This is a genomic window from Anaerosporobacter sp., from assembly GCF_031551385.1.
Taxonomy (GTDB): Bacteria; Bacillota; Clostridia; order Lachnospirales; family Lachnospiraceae; genus Anaerosporobacter.
On record NZ_JAVBNS010000278.1, the window covers coordinates 1 to 22,102 of the forward strand.

General features: G+C 34.7%; 17 protein-coding genes. 13 read left to right on the plus strand and 4 right to left on the minus strand.

Going from position 1 to position 22,102, the window contains the following annotated elements; all coding sequences use genetic code 11:
- The 5 genes from RMR19_RS20655 to RMR19_RS20675 form a co-directional block, all read left to right on the plus strand.
- Positions 1 to 1,198: glycoside hydrolase family 3 N-terminal domain-containing protein (locus tag RMR19_RS20655; RefSeq protein WP_310605396.1), on the plus strand; the 1,198-nt coding region annotated here is incomplete at its 5' end.
- A gap of 139 nt (positions 1,199 to 1,337) precedes the next feature.
- Positions 1,338 to 1,973 (plus strand): beta-phosphoglucomutase, encoded by a 636-nt coding sequence (pgmB, locus tag RMR19_RS20660; protein WP_310605397.1) that lies wholly within the window; start codon positions 1,338 to 1,340, stop codon positions 1,971 to 1,973.
- Between the two features lie 54 nt (positions 1,974 to 2,027).
- Complete coding sequence (locus RMR19_RS20665; protein WP_310605398.1) at positions 2,028 to 2,264, plus strand: polya polymerase; 237 nt, start codon at positions 2,028 to 2,030, stop codon at positions 2,262 to 2,264.
- A 21-nt stretch (positions 2,265 to 2,285) separates the two neighbouring features.
- Complete coding sequence (locus tag RMR19_RS20670; protein ID WP_310605399.1) at positions 2,286 to 4,016, plus strand: methyl-accepting chemotaxis protein; 1,731 nt, start codon at positions 2,286 to 2,288, stop codon at positions 4,014 to 4,016.
- Positions 4,017 to 4,406: 390 nt separating this feature from the next.
- Positions 4,407 to 4,877 (plus strand): DUF2798 domain-containing protein, encoded by a 471-nt coding sequence (locus RMR19_RS20675; RefSeq protein ID WP_310605400.1) that lies wholly within the window; start codon positions 4,407 to 4,409, stop codon positions 4,875 to 4,877.
- 202 nt (positions 4,878 to 5,079) lie between these two features.
- Here the strand turns inward: RMR19_RS20675 and RMR19_RS20680 are convergent, their stop codons facing one another.
- Positions 5,080 to 5,865 carry an HAD family hydrolase gene (locus RMR19_RS20680; protein WP_310605401.1) on the minus strand — a complete coding sequence of 262 codons (786 nt, stop codon included), beginning with the start codon at positions 5,863 to 5,865 and terminating at the stop codon, positions 5,080 to 5,082.
- A 679-nt stretch (positions 5,866 to 6,544) separates the two neighbouring features.
- Here RMR19_RS20680 and RMR19_RS20685 point away from each other — a divergent pair.
- The 3 genes from RMR19_RS20685 (at position 6,545) to RMR19_RS20695 (ending at position 11,783) form a co-directional block, all read left to right on the plus strand.
- Positions 6,545 to 10,279, plus strand: coding sequence for a glucoamylase family protein (locus RMR19_RS20685; RefSeq protein ID WP_310605402.1), 3,735 nt, complete (start codon positions 6,545 to 6,547; stop codon positions 10,277 to 10,279).
- A gap of 170 nt (positions 10,280 to 10,449) precedes the next feature.
- Positions 10,450 to 11,052, plus strand: coding sequence for a ribonuclease H family protein (locus RMR19_RS20690; RefSeq protein ID WP_310605403.1), 603 nt, complete (start codon positions 10,450 to 10,452; stop codon positions 11,050 to 11,052).
- Positions 11,053 to 11,108: 56 nt separating this feature from the next.
- Positions 11,109 to 11,783, plus strand: a complete 675-nt coding sequence (locus RMR19_RS20695; RefSeq protein WP_310605404.1) for an SGNH/GDSL hydrolase family protein — start codon at positions 11,109 to 11,111, stop codon at positions 11,781 to 11,783.
- 95 nt (positions 11,784 to 11,878) lie between these two features.
- Here RMR19_RS20695 and RMR19_RS20700 read toward each other — a convergent pair whose 3' ends face one another.
- Positions 11,879 to 12,778, minus strand: coding sequence for an Abi family protein (locus tag RMR19_RS20700; RefSeq protein WP_310605405.1), 900 nt, complete (start codon positions 12,776 to 12,778; stop codon positions 11,879 to 11,881).
- 392 nt (positions 12,779 to 13,170) lie between these two features.
- On the opposite strand from RMR19_RS20700, the gene RMR19_RS20705 reads away from it, so the two are divergent.
- Positions 13,171 to 14,145: a hypothetical protein gene (locus tag RMR19_RS20705; RefSeq protein ID WP_310605406.1), complete on the plus strand. Its 975-nt coding sequence runs from the start codon at positions 13,171 to 13,173 to the stop codon at positions 14,143 to 14,145.
- 396 nt (positions 14,146 to 14,541) lie between these two features.
- Positions 14,542 to 15,357, plus strand: coding sequence for an aldo/keto reductase (locus RMR19_RS20710; RefSeq protein ID WP_310605407.1), 816 nt, complete (start codon positions 14,542 to 14,544; stop codon positions 15,355 to 15,357).
- On the opposite strand, the gene RMR19_RS20715 is transcribed toward RMR19_RS20710, so the two are convergent.
- A complete protein-coding gene (locus RMR19_RS20715; protein ID WP_310605408.1) occupies positions 15,354 to 16,289 on the minus strand; it encodes a helix-turn-helix transcriptional regulator in 936 nt (311 codons plus the stop codon). The two genes, RMR19_RS20710 and RMR19_RS20715, sit on opposite strands and share 4 nt — an antisense overlap.
- A gap of 270 nt (positions 16,290 to 16,559) precedes the next feature.
- Here RMR19_RS20715 and RMR19_RS20720 point away from each other — a divergent pair, with 270 nt between their 5' ends.
- The 3 genes from RMR19_RS20720 to trpB all read left to right on the plus strand — a co-directional run bounded on the left by RMR19_RS20720 (position 16,560) and on the right by trpB (position 21,212).
- Complete coding sequence (locus RMR19_RS20720) at positions 16,560 to 18,578, plus strand: glycoside hydrolase family 127 protein (protein ID WP_310605409.1); 2,019 nt, start codon at positions 16,560 to 16,562, stop codon at positions 18,576 to 18,578.
- 146 nt (positions 18,579 to 18,724) lie between these two features.
- Complete coding sequence (locus tag RMR19_RS20725; RefSeq protein ID WP_310605410.1) at positions 18,725 to 19,780, plus strand: NAD(P)H-dependent flavin oxidoreductase; 1,056 nt, start codon at positions 18,725 to 18,727, stop codon at positions 19,778 to 19,780.
- Positions 19,781 to 19,997: 217 nt separating this feature from the next.
- The gene (gene trpB / locus RMR19_RS20730; RefSeq protein ID WP_310605411.1) at positions 19,998 to 21,212 is read left to right on the plus strand and encodes a tryptophan synthase subunit beta; all 1,215 of its coding nucleotides are present in this window, start codon (positions 19,998 to 20,000) and stop codon (positions 21,210 to 21,212) included.
- Between the two features lie 73 nt (positions 21,213 to 21,285).
- Here trpB and RMR19_RS20735 read toward each other — a convergent pair whose 3' ends face one another.
- Positions 21,286 to 21,858: a hypothetical protein gene (locus RMR19_RS20735; RefSeq protein WP_310605412.1), complete on the minus strand. Its 573-nt coding sequence runs from the start codon at positions 21,856 to 21,858 to the stop codon at positions 21,286 to 21,288.
- Positions 21,859 to 22,102 lie beyond the last annotated feature (244 nt).

Genomic DNA, 22,102 nt, shown 5'->3' on the forward strand with positions numbered 1-22,102 from the left:
AGGAACAATTATTTCTATGGGAAAAGAATATATAGCAGCAGCACAGGAGGAAGGCGTTGCAACGGCTGTAAAACATTTTCCGGGGGATGGAGTGGATGAACGTGACCAACATCTATTAACAAGTGTTAACTCTTTAAGTTGTGAGGAATGGGATGCAACCTATGGCACGATTTATAGTGAAATGATAGAGGCAGGAACGCTAAGTATTATGGCAGGGCATATTGCGTTGCCAGCATACGAAGAATATTTTGAGAAAAAAGAAGTAAGACAGGTTGTTCCAGCGACACTATCGAAAAATCTGTTACAAAATTTATTAAGAGAAAAACTTGGATTTAACGGATTGATTGTAACAGATGCAACACCAATGGTTGGATTTTGTAGTGCAATGGAGCGTAGATTAGCAGTGCCTATGGCGATTGAAAATGGATGCGATGTATTTCTTTTTAATAGAAATATGGAGGAAGACTTCGTATTTATGCGTGAAGGAATTGAAAATGGAATTCTTTCACAGGAAAGATTAGAAAAGGCAATAAAACGTATTCTCGCAACAAAAGCAGCGATGAAGTTACCAGAAAAAAAGGAACGTCATGAATTAGTTCCAAGGAATGAGGCTTTACCTATTTTACGATGTAAAGAACATGATGTATGGGCAACAGAATGTGCAAATGAAGGAGTAACGTTAGTAAAAGATACGCAACAATTATTACCGCTTAGTGCGAACAAAACGAAACGAGTACTATTAGAATTAATGGGAGATTTCGCATCAAATGAACGAGTGCTTAACCATTTTGTAACGAAATTAGAAAAAGAAGGATTTGAAGTTACAGTGTATCAACCAGAAGGATTTGAAGTAATGGAAGACTCTGTGACATCATTTTCAGAACGATATGATTTGATTTTTTACATAGCAAATGTAGAAACGGCATCAAATAAAACGGTTTCACGCTTGAATTGGCATACGATGTTTGGACTTGGTAATAACATGCCATGGATGGTGAATGAAATTCCCGCACTTTTTGTTAGTGTAGGAAATCCATATCATCTGCTTGATGCTCCAATGGTAAAGACATATATCAATGGATATTGTAATTCGGATTATGTGATAGAGGCTGTAATGGAGAAACTAATGGGAAGAGACAAGTTTATAGGAGTATCGCCGATTGATCCATTCTGTGGGCGTAAGGAACTGGCTTACTAGAACGTAAAGCGTTACTGTGAACGTTATGTGTGAACAGTAACCGTAAAGCGGTCAATATACTTATACGAAGTTTTTTCACACATATATTTGTGTCTGTAACCTAAAGTTTGCAGGCTATGAGAAAGGCAAGGTTATTTCTATGAAAGCATTTATATTTGATTTGGATGGGGTAATTGTGTTTACGGATAAGTTTCATTATCAAGCATGGAAAGTGATAGCGGATAAGATGGGAATTTATTTTGATGAAGAGATTAATAATAGGCTTCGTGGTGTAAGTCGTATGGAAAGTTTGAATATTATTCTAGAGAAATATGAGGGCACATTATCGTTAGAACAAAAAGAAGCACTTGCTGAAGAAAAAAATGAGTTATACAAAGAATTGCTAAACAGTATGTCGCCAGAAGCTGTTACAAATGAAGTTAGAGATACATTGAAAACATTAAGAAGAATGGGATATAAACTTGCAATTGGTTCTTCTAGTAAAAATGCAAAATTTATATTGGAGAAAGTACAGCTAATGGATTACTTTGATGCGATTTCAGATGGAACGAATATTAAAAAATCGAAACCAGACCCAGAAGTATTTCTAATGGCAGCAGAGTTTCTGAAAGAACAACCAGAAGACTGTTTTGTTGTGGAAGATGCATCTGCTGGAATCGATGCAGCAAAAGCAGCTGGAATGACGGCGATAGGAATTGGTGAGGCAAGCAAATATGAAAAGACAGATGTTCCTATCGCTTCGTTTGAAGAACTTATTCAAATTACACAGCTTTAAGGACATAGTCCTAAATTGTTACTGTCGACCTATAAATCAAGGGAGAAATTGTTTATGAAAATACAGAATATTAAGAATCCAGAAGAGCTACTTCGTTTAATTGATAGTTGTGAAGGGAAAGTAGAGCTTGTTACAGAAGAGGGTGACCGATTAAATCTAAAATCGAAACTGTGTCAATATATATCGTTGACAAGCATATTTTCATCTGTGAAAAAGATACCACAGGTTGAAATTATAGCGTATGAGCCAGAGGATATTAAGAAGTTAATGGACTATATGATGAAGGGGTAATGGAATGATTGAGGTGATTTTTTGAGAAAGCGTATAGGAACAAAAATTATTGTTATGCTAATCGTATTACTTGCAGTTTTTCTAATTAATGTAGTTGTTAGTCTGTTATCCATGAATCGTGTTGCCGAATCTTCCGAAACAATAACAAATGTGTTTATGGAAATGGAAGAACTGGATAAGATGATTATTCAGAAGGAAGAAAACTTGAAGCTATTTTGTAATCTAATCGTATTAATGGAGGATCAGAACGAGGCAGAGAATATTGCAAATTATGTATCAGGTTCTGTGTTAGAGATGAATAATATTCAAGCGGAAATGAAAACGCTTTGTGAGCGAACGGAAAGTTCGGAATTACTAGATGCTTATATCGGATATTCAGAGCAAGTAGATGGATTAAAAGATATGACTTTGAACATTGCCAACTTGTTTTTGAATGGAGACAGGGAGGCTGCAAGGAAAGCTGGTGATAACCTCCATGATAAGGTAGAAGCAATTGACAAATGTAAGAATATATTTGCTGAGGTATTTCAAATTAAGATAAATGATATAAACTCTCAGATGAATGCAAGATTAGATAGGAGTACAAAAGTAACGATTCTTATGTGTTTTGTATATGTATTAATGGAAGGTCTGGTAATACTTATTGTAATGCTATCCGTTTCTAGACCTGCCAAAAAGGCAAGTGTACATCTTAATAATATCATTCAAAAGATTGAAAATAGCGAGGGTGATTTAACAGAGCGCATCGAAGTTCGGACATCGGACGAAGTGGGACAATTGGTAAGTGGAATTAACTGTTTTCTTGTACAGCTTCAAGAAATCATTCGCAAGATACAACAGGAATCAAAGCAAATGTATCATTCCGTTAATTGCATGGCAAGTGAAATTAATACATCAAATGAGAATGTAGGTAGTGTATCTGCTGTCATGGAAGAGTTATCAGCAAAAATGGAAGAATCAACTGCCCTGTTAGAAAAGATTGCATTGGGAACACGAGGCATATTAGATGCAACTCAGAATATGAACATTCAAGCTGGAAATGGCTCAAGTATGGTTGGTGATATAAAACTTCGTGCGACTAGTATATATGAAGATATTACGAAGGAAAAAGAAAAGAAGCATAACGTAATTGATGAGAAATGGAAAGTCCTAGAGCGTTCGATAGCAAATAGCCGTAGTGTTGGACAAATCAATCAACTGACAGGCAATATACTAGAGATATCTAGTCAAACAAATCTGCTTGCTTTGAATGCCTCAATAGAAGCTGCTCGTGCAGGGGAAGCAGGAAAAGGATTTGCCGTAGTCGCAGAACAAATTCGTTTACTTGCAGATAATAGCCAAAGTACAGCAAATGATATTCAGAGTATAAGTAAAACTGTAATGGGTTCTGTAGAGGAACTCGCTCATAATGCAGATGATTTGTTACAGTTTATAGGTTCGGTAATATTACATGATTATGATACATTTGCAGGAGTTGCAAGGCAGTATAGTGATGATGCTGATAATTTGGATAAAATTCTGCAAGAGTTCTATCGTATGACACAGGAATTAGAGCAGACTGTTGCAGACATAACACAAGGAATCGAAGGAATTAGTATTGCTGTTGAAGAAAGTACACAAGGAGTAATTAGTGCGGCAGAGAATACAAGTGTATTGGCAGAAGCGATTTCTGGAATTAAAGTAGAGGCAGATAATAACCAAGCGATTATTGATGTCTTGAAGGAAGAGGTAGAGCATTTTAAGAAGATTTAAAAAGTTTGAGCCTTTTGTCCTTTGGGTGTAGAGTGCCAAGTAGTGCACTGAATTTTCAGATATGCTCTAATAGTATGTTTAATATGTATGAAAAACTAAGTGAAAAAGCAACTATTATGTGTATAAGGTAGAACTATAAAAAAGTACTTACAAAACTATTTTTTTATATCTATAATAAAAGAAGTTGGTGATATGAAGGTACAATGGATGCTTTGATTGCTACTCATAATCACAACACAAAGGACATAGTCCAAAGCAGTTACATGAAAATTACATATTGGTATTAAGATGAAAATGGTAGTGAGATTATACGCTTATAATCGTAATGAAAGTTATGAGGGGCGTAGTCTCACTATTTTTTTGTGCCAAAAAGAAGGAGGATTTTAGGAAATGCCTAAGACAAAGTTACAAGATGTTATTTTTACAATTATGATGGTAATCGTGATGGTGTATGCAATGGTGGTATATAATATCTCGATTGATAAGGGTGGAGTTACAAATGAAGTGTTCGTTCTTGCGCTTGGAGAGTTGCTTCTTATGGGGATTGTAGGTTTTGTTTTGGAGATGCTTATTGCAGGTCCGTTAGCAAAAAAACTTGCGTTTCGAATTGTGTCACCAAGAGAAGACAAGATGATTTTTGTAATTCTTGCAATCTCATCCATGACAGTATGCCTTATGTGTCCATTGATGAGTTTTGTTGCAACAGCATTGTTTAAAGGTTTTCAGGAGCAATTTGTTGCAAATTGGATACAGACAACCGTTATGAATTTTCCAATGGCATTGTGTTGGCAGATATTCTTTGCAGGGCCACTTGTGAGATTGATTTTTGGAAAGATGTTTCCAGAGAAAAGAACTGTATAGTCGAGTATTACGAATTATGTATGTGGACAATTACTATATTTTTTATGTGTTTGAGAATAGGTATGATTGTTGAACTTGATAGAATAGTTAAAGAAAGCACCAACCAAAAACATTACTGTGGTTGATGCTTTCTTTTTTGTTAGGAGAAATACAAGCAATTTTTGTAAGGAAGAAAAATATTCTGATACAAAGTGCAGAGCAATTATAAATCACACATTTCCTTAATTGTAATAATCACACCATCCTCATCATTGCTAACAGTTTCAAAACGAGAAACTTTCTTTAAATCTTCATGTGCATTTGCCATGGCATAACTATAATAGACACTTTGCATCATCTCAAGGTCATTTAGATAGTCGCCAAAAGCCATGCATTCTTCTTCGGTAATCTGGTATAAATCTTGAATTTCTTTGATTGCTGTTCCTTTATTGATACCCTTTTGCATACAATCAAGCCATACAAAACCAGCTACACTAAGCTGTACTTTTTCTTGGTATGGTAAAAAGTGCGGATAGCTATTTTCTTCTGCTCCAGTAAGGTCACATATCGTATATTTGATAACGGATTCATTGAGCTTGGTTAAGTCTTCAACAACGGTATATTTTACATAGTATTTCTCAAGTTCATGAAGAAATGCAGGCTCATCAGATTCCACATAGGCACCGTTTGTTGTACAAACGACAGAATAAGCACAAGGAAGTGTTCTTGTTATGTGAATTAATTCTTTAACAATCGTATTATCAATCGCATGAACAGCAACTTCTTTTCCTTGATATACGACATGAGAACCATTGTCTGCAATGTATACAATGTTAGGATTTAAGCTTTCAAAGCTTTGCTTTAGTGTTAAATATGGTCTGCCACTTGCAACAGAGAATAAGATGTTTTGCTCGTGAAGTTTATTGATTACTTGTGGCAAATCGTTTGGTAGTGTCTGGTCACTGTGAAGAAGTGTTCCATCTATATCTGTGGCAATAAATTTTATCATAAGAGTTATCCTTTCAGTAATATCTATATTGGTGTACTTGTGTAATATTTGTCTTCAATGCAAAACTTGGATATATTTTGAAGTTTTAATTTATTGATACATAAGTATGATTTATATATTGTAGCCTAGTTTTTGAGGATGTACAAGAGAAGAAGGGAAAAAAATAAGTAGTAGTTGTAGATTGCGTTACTGTAAATTTTTGTGCGAAAAGTAACGGATTTTCTTCAAAAAACTCTAGGTGAAATGTAACTGCATGGTTAATATGTTATGTGGTGAAAGGGAAGTGGAAACATTTCCAAAGTGCTTAAAATACGCATAAAACAAGGGAAAATCAATGAAAATATCAAAAATAATAAAAAAATATATAAGGCAAAATGAAAATGAAAAAGAAACAAAAATAAAAATATTGTGCAATGTGTATAAAATAATAGTTTTTGAATTGATTAAAAAGACATATTGACAAAAACTAAAGCATGATTTATGATAAATATACCAAAAGAAATAAAAACGTTTCCAATTTGGATAAAATGATTTTCACAAAGAAACATTGTTGTCTTAACAAGTAAGGGACATGTAATTGATGTAGCTTCGCTAAAAAGTTGGTTTATTACAAGTGAGATTATGGACTTTGCATTCTATGCTAAGGTCTATAAAATAAAAAAAGGAGAAGTGGATTATTATGAAAACTGAAAGCAAAAAGACGAGGGGTAAAAGAGTAATAGCAGCAATAGTAACATTAGTTATGTTTCTCTCAATAATGCAATATTCAACGGTGAATGCAGCAGGTAGTGAACCAGCATTCACAACTACAATAGCAATTGGGCAAAAAATCAATATAAACATTGATAAGAAACCAGCTAATAGTGTGAATCCAAAGTACAAATGGACGACTAGCAACAAAGCGATAGCAACGGTAACAAATCAAGGTGTTGTAACAGGTAAAAAGGTAGGTAACGTAAAAATTACTTGTAAAATTACTACAGATAAAAAGTCATATGCATTATCAATGAATTTCAAGGTAGTTGCAAGTGTAAAGAGCATTAAAATAAACAATAAGGTTGAGACACTTTATATTGGACAGAACTATGATTTTAATAGAACCTTATCACCTTCTGATTCGAAAGAAAAGACGAAATGGTCAGTAAGCGATGAAACGATTGTTAAAATTGATACAATGGGTAACGTTACAGCTTTAAAGGCTGGTGTTGTAACAATAACAGCAACTACAACAAGTGGCAAAAAAGATAGTGTGACCGTAAACGTATTAAATGAAACGGTTGTAAAAACGCAGAAGGAATTAGAAAAAGCATTAAAAATGAAAGGGCTAAAGAAGCTTACAATTAAAACAGACAAAGCCATAACGTTTACAATTCCAGAAAGTACATATTCTGCGATCCAACTTATCGTGGATACTCCAAATGGGGATGTAGTAAACAAGGGTATATTCAAAGAGATTATTATTAATGAGATTAAGAAAGATACCTTCACTGAGTATGCAAAAGGAAATAAGTTTATAGTAAATGCAAAATATGCAAGAATGATTGTTGCAGAAGGTGCTCAGGTAGATACTATTATTGTAAATGGATTGAAATTTGACTTGGTGATACTTGGTAAAGTAACAGGTGCAATAACACTTGATACAGCATCGGTACTTAATATGAGTGGAACTTGTAAAGATGAAGTGAATGTTATAGTTAATAAAGATGGAAAAGGTGCACAAATTACATCTTCAATTATATTAAAACTTGTTGCTCATGGAGATGTTTCAGTTAAATTGTTGTCAGGTGCAGAAAAATCATCTTACGAAAAGGACGATAATGTTTCGGTTACATTTGAAAAGGATTCATTACCTTCTCAAGAACCTAAAACAGATGATAATAATTCTTCTGGTACGAATAACGATTCTTCGAATACGCCAAATAACACACCAACGATTGCAATTAAGGCAGAAGATGGAACGACAGAACCAATTGGTAAACTTACAGAGAAGAGTCAAATTACAGTGAAAGCAGCTACGAAAGCAGCAACACCTGTAACATGGAATATAGTATCTGGAGAAGAATATCTTAGTGTTGTGCCATCAGTTGAAGATAGTAGTGTAGCTGTTATTAATGCAATTAAAGTGGGTAAGGCTTCCATAACAGCTTCTATTACAGTGGAGGGTGAAACGATTACTTCTGCTCCAGTAGAAATAGCGGTTACAAAAGATTTTGCAAAAAGCGGTAAAAGTTCATTGGCAATAACGAAAAAAGAAGCTACCAACCAAAAAGTAGAATTGGCACTTGCAGATATAATTAATAATACTTATGGTGCTGATTATGCGGGTGAATACATTATTAGCGGATGGTTTAAACTTGATGATAAATACTCAGTTGATGAAGTAAAGGCAGTGCCAATGGATATTTGGTATGCTGTAGATGGTTATGCAAGCTCTAGTATGGTTAGAAGAATTGCGTGTAATCCGATTGTTCTTAATAAGGTTGATTGGACATATTTTGAAGCTACCGTAGGGATGGATTACATTGGAGATGGACTAGAAGCAGCACCATTGCTTTTACTTGAATATGTATCCTCAGGGAAAGGTAATATTTATGTAGATGCATTATCAATGAAAAAGGTAAGTTCTGACGGTAACTTAGGAAATGAATTAATCCCAAATTCAGATTTTGAACAAACTGAAATGTCTGGTTATAAAACAAGTGATGAGGAGTATGTTTCATTTAATAGAGTAACAGAGCAAGGACTTGAACCAGCTCAATATACATTAACATTAATGGTAACAGATGGTATTACAGTACAAAATGGTGATTATTGGCTAATGAATGGAGCTGAAGTAACATTGTATGATTCTGATGGCAATGCAGTTCCTATGGTAGAAAATAGAACCAAAGGAGTATTCTCCGCACAAGTTGGATTGGAAGAAACCTTTAACTATCATGTTCATAAAGCGAGTGCATTTTATGATAAAGACAGGACTGGTACATTTTCTCTAACGGATGGGGCAGCATATGAAATAGTTCCAGTGCTTTCGGAAACAGAACTTGGAGATGAAGCAATTTTATACAAAGAAATGAAAGGAAGCTTTGCTTATTTCTGGAATGAAACAAACAGTAATCCTTTAAGTAATGGTTATGGACTTACAAGGGATAACACAGAACCTGGTTTTCGTAAAGAAGTAACAAGTATTGCATCAACAGGATATGCATTAGCGGCTTATCCGATTGGTGTTGAGATGGGTTATATTTCCTATGAAGAAGGACAAGAACGTGCCCTTGGAACTTTGAAAACATTTGAAAAATTATCAGGAGAGGGTTCCGATCAACATCACTTAGGATTCTATTATCATTTCCTTAATTATAATACAGGAAAAAGAGAGGGTGGCTGTGAAATTTCTACCATTGATACAGCGTTATTATTATCTGGTGCAGTTGTTGCTGCTCAGTATTTTAAAGGAGATGTACTTACAGCATACAACACCATTTATGATAGGGTAGATTGGTTAGGATATACGAATACTTGGGTAAATGGACATCCTGATACAGGAGAAGACTTTATGGCATTCTATATGAGCAGTATGCCAAATGGCAGTGGTGGCTTTAATTTTAATGGAAGATGGGATATGTATGATGAACAGTTGATGATGTATGTACTAGGAGCTGGTTCTGATAACTATGCAATTCCAAAAGAAATGTTCTACAACTTAGTAGTAAGACATGGTTATAGTGAAGGTGGAACAAATGAATATATACGTTCCTTTACAAACCCAGCGTTTGTATATCAATTCTCACATGCATATGTAGATTTTAAAGATAAAGTAGATGCAAATGGATATGATTGGTATCAGAACTCAGTGAATGCAATACTTGGTCAAATTAGTTATGCAAAGTATGAAGAACAACAAGGGAATTTTAAAACTTATAGTGAAAAGGATTGGGGTATCAGTGCAACGATTACACCTACTGGCTGGGATGGAGAAAACTATACAGGCATTGCTTATAGTGGAGCATTAGGCGCACAAATTAATGGCTGGTCAGATTCAGACCCTGTTACAGATACTTGGGGCGTTATAAAAGATGACACGGTAAAAGGTAACGAAGGAACGGTTGCAATCTATGCGTCCGTAGCATCTTTACCATTCTTACCAGAGAAAGTAAAAGAAACAATGAATCACTATTATGATGATTATCCAAGAACTTGGAACAAGTATGGATTTGTAGATTCCTTTAACTTTGAAAAATCCAATGGTTCACCAGAGGGTACTGGTGCTTGGTACACAAATCTTTACTATGGCCTTAATAAAGGGGTAGAAATGCAACAAATTGCGAACTACTTGAACGGATTTGTTTGGAATCTATTTATGGAAAATGAAAATGTTCAGACAGGTATGGATGTATTAGGGTTTAGAGAACAATAAAAAAGGCTATACGTTATAGTTAAAGAAAGCATCAACCAAAATTTCTGATCTGGTTGGTGCTTTTTTTGTGAAATTACGATATTGATGGGTTTCCTTGGTTGACTTGCTTTTGAGATAATGATAGGATGATTTAGTAGGAAGATGAAGAGCAGGAAGGAGCATACGTTAATATGCCAAGTAAATTTTATGCTGTACGCAAGGGAAGAAAGACAGGGATTTTTCTTTCATGGGCAGAATGTCAAACTCAGATAAAAGGGTTTAGTGGTGCAGAATATAAGAGTTTTATGACAAAACAGGAAGCAATGGATTATGTGATAGGGGAAAAGCAAGTAGAGAGAGAACCTGTTGCAGATTTTGAAAAAGCGATTGCTTATGTGGATGGTAGCTATAACGTGCATACAAAGGAATATAGCTTTGGAGCAGTTTTATTACATATGGGTAAAGAGTATGAATATAGTGAAAAGGGGACAGATGCGTCTCTAGCGGATATGCGAAATGTTGCAGGTGAGATTTTAGGGGCACGCAGGATGATGGAATTGTCTGTTGAGAAGAACATCAAAGAACTAGATTTGTACTATGATTACGAAGGAATTGAAAAATGGTGTACTGGTGCTTGGCAAGCAAAAAAAGAAGGAACACAAGCTTACAGAGATGCATACAACACTATGAAAACGAAACTGTATGTTAATTTTCATAAAGTTGCAGCACATACAGGGGTGGAATTAAACGAAAGAGTAGACCAGTTAGCTAAAAAAGCATTAGGAATAGTATAGGTTGGGAACGAAAACGAATCAATAAAACAGATATTAAGGAAGGCATGGTTATTGAAATGAACACTAGGAAGCTAAAAGTTGTTTGTATGGGGGACAGTATTACAGAAGGTTTTGGACTTGGCGATAATGCAAGTGTTTACTATCCAAGCGTGTTGCAAGAATTGCTTGGAGATTCTTATCAAGTATTTAATAAGGGGGTCTCTGGTAGTTGTGCGACGAATACAAAGTTAAGTGATGGACGAATTGTAGGATATCCATATCCAAGATTGCCAAGATATCAAGAAGGTCTTGCGGTTCGAGGTGATATCTATATCGTAATGCTTGGAACGAATGATGCGCAAGATGGGCGATATGATGAAGAAGAGGGACAAGACCCTTGTAGTATTCTAACAGATTATGAACCACAGTTTACAGATTCGCTTCAACGTATTGTTGATGATATTAGAAGATGTAATAATGATGCGCAAATCTATATTGTAAAACCAGCTCCTATCTTAAATTGTATCTGGAGAAAGCATCAACAGAAGTATCTTGATAAGTTATTTCCGCATTATGACGAATTGGTACAAGCGAATGACAATATGATTTTATTGTCTGTCTATGATGCATTCAAATCATATAAGGAAAATCCATTAGAGGTATTATATCAAGCTGATGGACTACATCCGAATGCAGATGGTGCGAGAATGATTGCAGAAACAATTTATAATGGATTAAAAGAGAATATGTAATGCTAGGACAAGCCTTTGTGAAGGAAATTGATATATTGATTTCTTGTTGCGAAGGCTTTTTTTGAATTCTATTAATTTAAAATGTAATAGTATATTTAGAAAACGTTTATTTGTAAAATTGATATCCAATTAGCGGGGAATCCCATAATATCCATTGTTGCGTCAGTAGGTTTGTATTTATTGATAATATTCTTGAGTTCATAGTAAAATGAGCGAAAATATGAAGCATCAAGCAAATATTTAAGTGAAATAACAGAAGCAAATAAATCAGACTTTCCATAAATATAAAGAGAACCAGTTTTAGGAATAGATAATTTTTTATGAGCGAGGCAATCCATAATGGAATCACCAGTTTTAATATTGAATAGTCGATTTCCATGAGCACAAATATTACGAGTTTTAGTTAAATGAACTAACATCTTACTTAATTCGGCACGTCCTATTTGATGAAAATCATTGCATATCAAAGTTTTACAATGACCTTTAAGATAACGATACATAGAGGTGGTTTCACCAATGGTTAAGTCAGTAGTCAACACCCAAAGAGGTACATCTTGATATAAAGTCAAATGATGTTGTACTTGCGGAGAAATATTTTTTCCATTTATTTTTTTTGCTATTTTTTGAAAAAGAAATTGAATTTGATGTTGATGTTTTCCGTAATCAAAATTGGAATAGTTTTGATAATCAGACATGCTGTTTCCGTATAGTTCGGAAAAATGATAGGAGATGGAGGATTTGATATTGCATTCTACAATTAAAATATATTTTAAGAATACCTCTCTTAAATCAGAATCAAAAAGATACATGTGATAAATATCATGAAATGTTGTTCCTATTATGTACTTATTCGTGTTATTGTCTTTAAATACACATTTGTAGCCGTTGATTAATCCATAATAACCAATCTTGTTTAGTATAGTAATAGCAAGATTATCATCCTCAATAATTAACCTTTTGTTTTTCAAATGTTGGATTTGCGTTCTATAATCCATAAAGATAGTTTTTTCAAACGTAAAAATACCTCCTTAAATAACAAAACGGCCCCCGCAGGAGCCGCTCGGGTTACGGTCTTCTCAAGTTTCCGTAACTCATTCACTAGAATTACTATATAATAAAAGTGTAATTTTGTCAAATGAAATTTTACCCTTTAACAATATATGTTGCAAATAAATAAAAATTCAAAAAATAGTAATCATTTCAAGTATCGCCGCATATACATAAAACTATGTGCGTTTTTATTTGATGACTTTCCTGTAAAGTTAAAATGAAAATGCTTATTCAGGATGAGAAGGAGGGTTACAGGTTAAAGTAGTTTGTTATATAATTCATGGAAAATCGTAGGGAAAGCTAATTCAAAATGTTATTGGAAAATAGGAGGTCTAGGGTGAAGAGAATACTGACAAAACAAAAAGTGGGCGATATGCTGTTATTATACCTATATGATGCGAATAGGGACAGAATTGGTCTGAGTATCGTACCAGAAAGTTTAAAAGATGAAATTACGTTAGAAGAGGATTGTGATATAGAGTCTTTGGTTCAGTTAAGACTTGAGGGGGAGTCACATGTAAGAAGATATTCGCATAGTGCAATACTGCGTAATAGTATAGTAGCAAGAGAGTTAAGATTTAAAGAACAGTACATAGAACGAGATGCAGGATTGAAAACAATTGTCACGGTATTAGAGAACCAGAAAGTGAAGGTTTATCATAAGGTTCGATATTATAAAGATACAAAAACAATAACAATGACGTCGGAAATTATAAATAAATTCATAAATCCAATAACAATCGAAAGAATATCAAGTTTTTCAATCTGTAACTGGCCAATGTTTGGTACAAGAGAGGAATGCAACGATAAGAAGCTGTATCGGATGCGAAATAAAAAGAGTACAAAAGGGAAGATGCAAGAAGAAACATTTAAAGATCTGGAAGATATAGAAAAAGATATGGAAAAAAATATTGAAATAGAATCATCATGGAGCAGATATGGAATTCAAAGCATTTGCTATGGAGAAGGAAATGTGAATTCTGTTAAGACGTATTTTCCTTGGGGAGTAATAGAAGACCAAAAAAGAGGGGTATGTTTTGGGGCGATGATAGCACATTCTGACTTTGGAAAAATAGATGTGTATAATAAAGGAAATCGATGCACGGTATCTGGTGGTTTAGGAAATCAAGAGGGTGCACAATGGAAAAAAACATTAGCAAAAGGAGAAAGTTTTGTAACACCAGAAGCGATTATAACGGTAGCTGCTTCTGATGTGAAATCTGCAAGTAATCGTTTGATTCAAGGGTTACAAGAATTAAAAGGAATTGAACATTTTGTTATAGATGCTAACTGGTATGCGAAAACAGTTTAGAAAACATTGATTTGAATAAAAAGGTAGTAAAATGGTAGGAAATCTGATAAGATACGAGATATAAATAGGTAATTGCGAAACTCAATTTAGGCTGTGTAAGCTTCTTGCTTCACGTACATTAACACAAAACACGCGACACATCTAAGTACTTCTAGGTGTATACAGATAGGATATTCAAAAGGTACGGAAACGCCCTCGATTCGGCATCCTGCCTCAGCTCGGGCTGGCTCGGCCTCCATGCCTCGCCTTCCTAGGTTGTACAGTATACACCAAGAAGTACTATAGATGTTTTGCTATCGTTTTTTAGTTAATGTACGTGAATCAAGAAGCAGTCAAGTGTATTGAGAGTTTCGCAATTACCTACAGATATAAAATACAAAAGGAGATGCAAAGTATATGAAATATATAGAGTTAAATACAAAAGCAAAGATGCCAATGCTTGGTCTTGGCGTATATCAAGCAACAGCAGAAGGTGAAGTAGAGAAAGCAATATGTTGTGCAGTTGAGAATGGATATCGCCTTATTGATACGGCAGCAGTTTACAAGAACGAAGATGGCGTTGGTCGTGGGGTGAAACAATGTGGCATTGCAAGAGAAGAACTATTTGTCACTACGAAAATTTGGAATAATGCGCAACGACGTGGCGACATCGTGGGTGCATTTGACCGAAGTATGGAACGCCTTGATATGGAATATGTAGATATGTTGTTGGTTCATTGGCCAGTGAAAGAGTGCTTTATTAATACTTACAAAGAGCTTGAAAAAATCTATGCAACAGGACGTGTAAAGGCAATTGGAGTAAGTAACTTTTTGATTCATCACGTAGATGAATTGCTTGAAGAGGCAGGAATTGTTCCAGCAATCAATCAGATAGAGTTTCATCCAAAGTGTACACAATTAGAGTTGGTAAATTACTGCAAAGAAAAAGGAATTGCAGTTCAAGCATATACTCCTATTGTTCGTGGAGAGATGACAGGTCATCCGTTACTTAATGAATTAGCGAATAAATATGGAAAAGAACCGAATCAGATTATTCTTCGTTGGGATATTGAGCATGGTATTGCAACGATTCCAAAATCGGTTACACCAGAGAGAATCAAGAGTAACATAGATATCTTTGATTTCTCTCTGACAGAGGAAGAAGTAAAGGCAATTGATGCTCTTGATGAAGAATATCGTACTGCTGGTCATCCAGATACATTTACATTCTAATAATCGTGTGAGCTATCCTTGAATGGAGGATCACTAAGAGAATGGAAACGATATTCGGACGGTGACAAGCCCGTTACTTTTTTGAATGCATGTGTAAAGTTGTGACTATCGCTGTAGCCAAGGCTATATGCAATCTGAGAGATTGATTTCGTAGTTGTTGTCAGTTCTGCCTTCGCATGTTCCATCATTTCTTTTACAAGGTATTGCTTTAATGGGATGCCAGACATTTGTTTGAAAAATGTGGAGATATATTTTTCATGATATCCAAAGTAAGCAGCAAGGTCTGAAACACGGATAACACCGAATTTATTCCAAGTAATATAATCAAGAATATCTTGATATAACTGCTCCTTGCTTGAGGATTTCTTATCTTCCATACGCGTCTGTTGGTTGTATAGTTCTAAGAGAACCCCGAGTGTTAAGGAATTCGATGTGTATTCATGATGATATCTGCGGTCGGTTTCCTGAAGCTGACTTAACAATATAGTAATACGTTCAATATTTGGAATAACTCCATGGTTTGGAAGAACTATGGAGTTGTTTTTTTGTTGCGGCGCTTTTGGCATTTCTATATTGGATTCTTGTAAAGCGAAATCCACTAAATTTGGAGGGCTGGAGTTTCTATCTATGCTAGATAAAGGAACCATAAAATGCAACCAATAAAAAGAAGCGAAAGATGATTTGTAACCATATTGCTTCTTTGTTGGAGGCATAATCAGGTATTCTCCACGAGAGACTTTATAGTGTTTCGTTTCATCAGCAATATATAGTGTACCATCAATCATAAAAAATGCTTCAAATTCCCATAATTCACGGCTCATATGTGTCCATTCAGAAGAAGTAGCAGTAAAGATTCCAGTCCATATATAACGAAATTCTTGAGAGTTCATTAGTTCATGTAAAAGTAAATTCCAATTCTTGTCGTACAACATCTTACAAAATCACACCTCCTATAACCTAATGGTATTTACTGATATATTAATTGCGTGTAAAATTAATTATAAATTAAGGGTAACTGTTCAGTACAATACTGACTTAAACAGTTATTATTAATTATAAATGAATTCTTAAATATACACAAGCAATAGAAATTGTGATATTGAAAAATCACACCAAAATACTGCTGATGCAAAAACATTGCTGGCACAAAAACAAAAAGATTAGAATGCTTTATAAAAAGCTCATAATAGGAGGAAAGAAACATGAATCAGAAAGAATATAGCAAGCCAATTGATTTAACAAGAATTGATGTAACAGATGCATTTTGGAAGAAAGAGATGGAGTTAATCCGTAAAGAAGTAATCCCATATCAATGGGAAGCATTAAATGACCGTGTAGAAGGGGCAGCTCCAAGTTATTGTATGCGAAACTTCAAAATCGCTGGTGAACTTACAAAGGAAAGAACAGCTAATTCAGATGCACCCAAAGCCATTGAAATCGATTGGAAAGAATTCGAATATCTTCCAAAAGGAGAAGGATTACAGAAACGTTTCTATGGTTTTGTATTCCAAGATAGTGACTTTGCAAAATGGATTGAAGCAGTAGCATATTCATTAACACAACATCCGGATGCACAATTAGAGCAAATCGCAGATGAAGCAATTGATATCGTATGTGAAGCACAGCAAGAAAATGGATATCTTGATACATTCTATATCATTAGTGATATGAGTAAAGTATTCAGTAATTTAAGAGATCATCATGAATTATATTGTTTTGGACATCTAGCAGAAGGTGCAGTTGCATACTATCAAGCAACAGGAAAAGATAAGTTATTAAATGCAGCAAAACGATATGCAGATTATATTGATTCTGTATTTGGAGTAGAGGAAGGAAAATGTAAGGGGTATCCAGGACATGAAATTGCTGAGATGGCACTTTTTCGCTTGTATGATGCAACAGGTGAGGATAAATATTTAAAACTAGGCGAGTATTTCGTTAATCAAAGAGGACAAAAACCATATTATTTTGATAAAGAGTTCAATGTAGAGGTAAAAGATGAGGAAGAGTTACGTTATCATTATCATCAAGCACATCTTCCTGTACGTGAACAAAAGGAAGCTTTCGGACATGCGGTTCGTGCAACCTATCTCTATGCAGGAATGGCAGATTTAGCGAGATTACGAGATGATGAAGCGTTATATGAAGCTTGCTTGAATCTATGGAATAACATTGTAGATCGCAAGATGTATATAACAGGAGGAATTGGCGGAACACATCTAGGTGAAGCATTTTCTTTCGATTATGACTTACCAAATGATACAGCGTATGCAGAAACTTGTGCATCAATCGGATTAGTATTCTTTGCAAGAAGAATGTTAGAGATTAAAGCAGATTCCAGATTTGCAGATATAATGGAAAGAGCGTTATATAACGGTGTTCTTAGTGGTATGGCACTTGATGGAAAGAGCTTCTTCTATGTAAATCCATTAGAAGTAAATCCGGTAGCTTGTAAAGAAGATGCAAGAAAACACCATGTAAAAGCAAGTAGACAAAAATGGTTCGGTTGCGCATGTTGTCCACCAAACATTGCAAGATTAGTAAGTTCAATTGGTTCATATGCATATACAGAATCAGAAGATACACTCTATGTACATCTTTATATGGGAGCGAATATTAAAAAGCAAATAGGGGAACAATCTTTAACAGTAAAAGTTGAATCAGGATTCCCTTGGAACGGAAATGCTACAATACAAGTGGAAGCTAGCGAAGCAGTACAAGGCACATTAGCATTTCGCATTCCAGATTGGCGTGATTCACATACAATTAGTGAAATACAAGCTGACGAAACATATATAAAAGATGGTTATCTATATATAACAAAAACTTGGAGTGGAAAAGAAGAAATCAAATTAGATTTCGAGATGAACGCTAAGATTGTTCATGCAAATCCTAAAGTACGTGAGAATGTAGGTAAAGCAGCAATTGTAAGAGGTCCAATCGTGTACTGTATGGAAGAAGTGGATAATGGTAAAGATCTTCATCTCATCACTATTGCTAAAGAAGGCGGTAAGATTGAAGAAGCCAAAGGAACAATTGGTGAAGAATCCGTAGTAAAACTTACAATAGCAGGAGAAAAAGCAGTGGAGAAAAAAGAAAGCAGTTCTCTATATGATACAACATCTCTTGAATACAAGAAAGATACGATTACATTAATCCCTTACTATACTTGGGCAAATCGCGGTGAAGATGAGATGTCTGTATGGATTCGAGAGAAATAAACAACGTAGTTATCGAAACCACATATTTAAGAAATTAATACTATTATATATTGACTATGATACTGAATAAGTGTATACTATGAATAGTTTGGGTATCAAACTAATAAGAACCATGTGATACAAAGTAGTAATGGAGGGTATACATTATGTTAATGAAGCCACTTACAATAGGGCAATTAAAAGCTAGATTACCAATTATCCAAGGTGGTATGGGTGTTGGAATTAGCCGTTCAAACTTAGCAGGTGCAGTAGCGCGTGAAGGTGGAATCGGTGTTATATCAACTGCCCAAATAGGATATGATGAGGAAGAATTCAGTAAGAGTCCAATAGAAACGAATCTACGTGCGATTAAGAAGCATTTGCAACGTGCAAAAGAAATTGCAAAAGGTGGAATCGTTGGTGTTAATATTATGGTAGCAACAAAACAATATGCAGAATACGTGAAGGCAGCAGTTGAAGCAAAAGCTGATGTTATCATTAGTGGTGCTGGTTTACCAGTTAATTTACCAGAACTAGTAAAAGGTAGTGTTAGTAAGATTGCACCTATCGTATCAAGCCTAAAGGCAACATCTGTAATACTTAAAATGTGGGATAAAAAATATCATAGAACAGCAGACTTTATTGTTATAGAAGGCCCACTAGCTGGTGGTCATCTTGGATTTAACCCAGATGAATTGACGGATATTGATATGAATGCCTACGAAGAAGAAATTAAGAAGATTATAGATTTTAAGAAAGAATACGAAAAGAAATATAATCAAGAAATCCCTGTTATTGTTGCTGGTGGAATCTTTGATAAAGAGGATGTAAAACGAGCAATAGAAATAGGAGCGGACGGCGTACAGGTTGGAACAAGATTTGTTACAACAGAGGAATGCGATGCACCAGATTCTTATAAACAGGCGTATATAAATTGTAAAAAAGAAGATATCCGTATTATAAAAAGTCCAGTAGGAATGCCAGGAAGAGCAATGTGGAATCCATTTCTTGAAGAAGTTGCAAAAGGGAAAGTAGCAATAAAAAAATGTTTTAATTGTTTGGAACATTGCAATCCGAAGGAAGTACCATATTGTATCACAAAAGCATTAACAAATGCAGTAGAAGATAAATTAGATGAAGGATTAATCTTCTGTGGTGAAAATGCGTATCGTCTGAATGAAATTACGACAGTTAAGAGTGTAATGGAAGAATTGACAGTATAAAAGTTTTCAACATAATAAGAATAGAATGAGGATGCCAATTTGAAACAGAGTTACTGTTTAGATTGGTATCCTCGTTCTATATTAGGGAGCAAGCATTTTCAAACACACCTTAGATTAGGTTGACGTTTCACTTTGGTGTATGATACAATTAATTTATTGATTTAATACGTTGAAGTGAATTAAAATAGAACGTTTTGAGGAAAGGATACTACAAATTATGGATTATAGAACATATCTAAGAAATTACCCAGATAAAGATGGTAGATTTGGAGCATATGGTGGCGCATATCTATCAGAAGAATTAAAACCAGCATTTGAAGAAATCAATGAGGCATATCAAACAATTTGTCGTTCTTCACAGTTCATTAATGAATTAAGAAGAATCCGTAAGGAATTTCAAGGAAGACCAACACCAGTATATCACTGTGAGAGATTATCTAAGAAATATGGAAATTGTCAAATCTATTTAAAAAGAGAAGACTTAAATCATACAGGAGCGCATAAATTAAACCATTGTATGGGAGAAGGCTTACTTGCCAAATATATGGGTAAGAAACGTCTAATCGCAGAGACAGGTGCTGGACAACATGGTGTTGCGCTTGCAACAGCAGCAGCATTCTTTGGATTAGAATGTGAGATTCACATGGGTGAAGTAGATATTGCAAAGCAAGCTCCTAACGTAACAAGAATGCAGATTCTTGGTGCGAAAGTAGTTCCTGTTTCTTCAGGACTTAAAACATTAAAAGAAGCAGTAGATTCTGCATTTGAGTCTTATGCAAAGAATTACAAAGATTCTATCTACTGTATTGGATCGGCACTTGGACCACATCCATTTCCAATGATGGTACGTGATTTCCAATCTGTAATTGGATATGAAGCAAAAGATCAATTTAAAGAGATGACAGGTTTATTACCAGATGTAGTAGCTGCTTGTGTTGGTGGAGGAAGTAACTCTATCGGAATGTTTATTCCATTCTTAGAAGAGCCAGTTGATATTGTTGGTATTGAACCACTTGGTAGAGGAACAACGCTTGGTGATCATGCAGCTTCTATGACATATGGTGAAAAAGGAATTATGCATGGATTTGAAAGTATCATGTTAAAAGATGCTCAAGGTGAGCCAGCACCAGTATATTCAATCGCTAGTGGTCTTGATTATCCATCTGTTGGACCAGAGCATGCATTCTTACATGATCTTGGAAGAGTAGAATATACAACAGTTTCAGATGAAGAAGCAATGGAAGCATTCTTCCAATTATCACGCTTAGAAGGTATTATACCTGCAATTGAAAGTTCACATGCTGTGGCATATGCAATTCGTAAGGCAAAGGAAATGAAGCAAGGTTCTGTATTAGTTTCACTTAGTGGACGTGGAGATAAAGATATTGACTATGTAGTAGAAAACTATGGACTTGGAGAGAGATTTCTATAGGATTAGGAACTGCTATAGGGGTGAAAATAAAACAATAGGGAAATGAATCCCTATTGTTTTATTTTTAATTTTATTACAGCAAGTCGTAATCACCACTTACGATTCTTCCCTTAGCATAACCATTTATTCCTATAATAGGTAAGGTATCATCTATATAGTTGCCATACCAATTTGAAGTTTCTGTTATTGTGAAACCATTTGCTTGATAAATAGTAATTTTTAAACCGCTATTTGCCTTATATGCACTATTAATTGCAGCATTTCGGCTATCACTATCAATGGCAGAAATGATATCGGAGATAACAAAAGCAGTACCAACAAAAGCCGCTAAATCAAGGTTGTATTTAGTTTTTACAAGCGAAGCTATATATGTAGTCACCGCTTGTGACCCAAAAGATTTTAAGTAATCTTTACAATTACTAGTTGATAAATCAGCGTTATGCAAAGCACGAATTATGTTATTGGGAACATACGTAACTTGCATCGGTATTTTACCAAATGAAAGTGGATCGTTTGAAACCATATCAGTAATATACCATGTTCCTCCTAATGGAATATAATGAGATGCTGCCTTAGCAGGGGTATTACTAAAAAGTAAAGTCATGACTAACATTAATGAGAGTATAGATTTTTTTAATATTTTCATATAATAGTTCTCCTTTTCTATTTAATATTCAGCTGATATTCATATAATAGTACATAAACAATATTTAATAAATAGAAAAGGACAAATACATACAAAATAAGGAATAAAAAGCAAAAAAATAGAGCATTATTCCTTGACTTCTAACGATTACCGTAGTATTATATGTATATATAATACAAAAGGAGGTCGGTTGATGAAAAAAATAATATTAAACATATCCTGTAATGACTTAGAAATAGTTGAT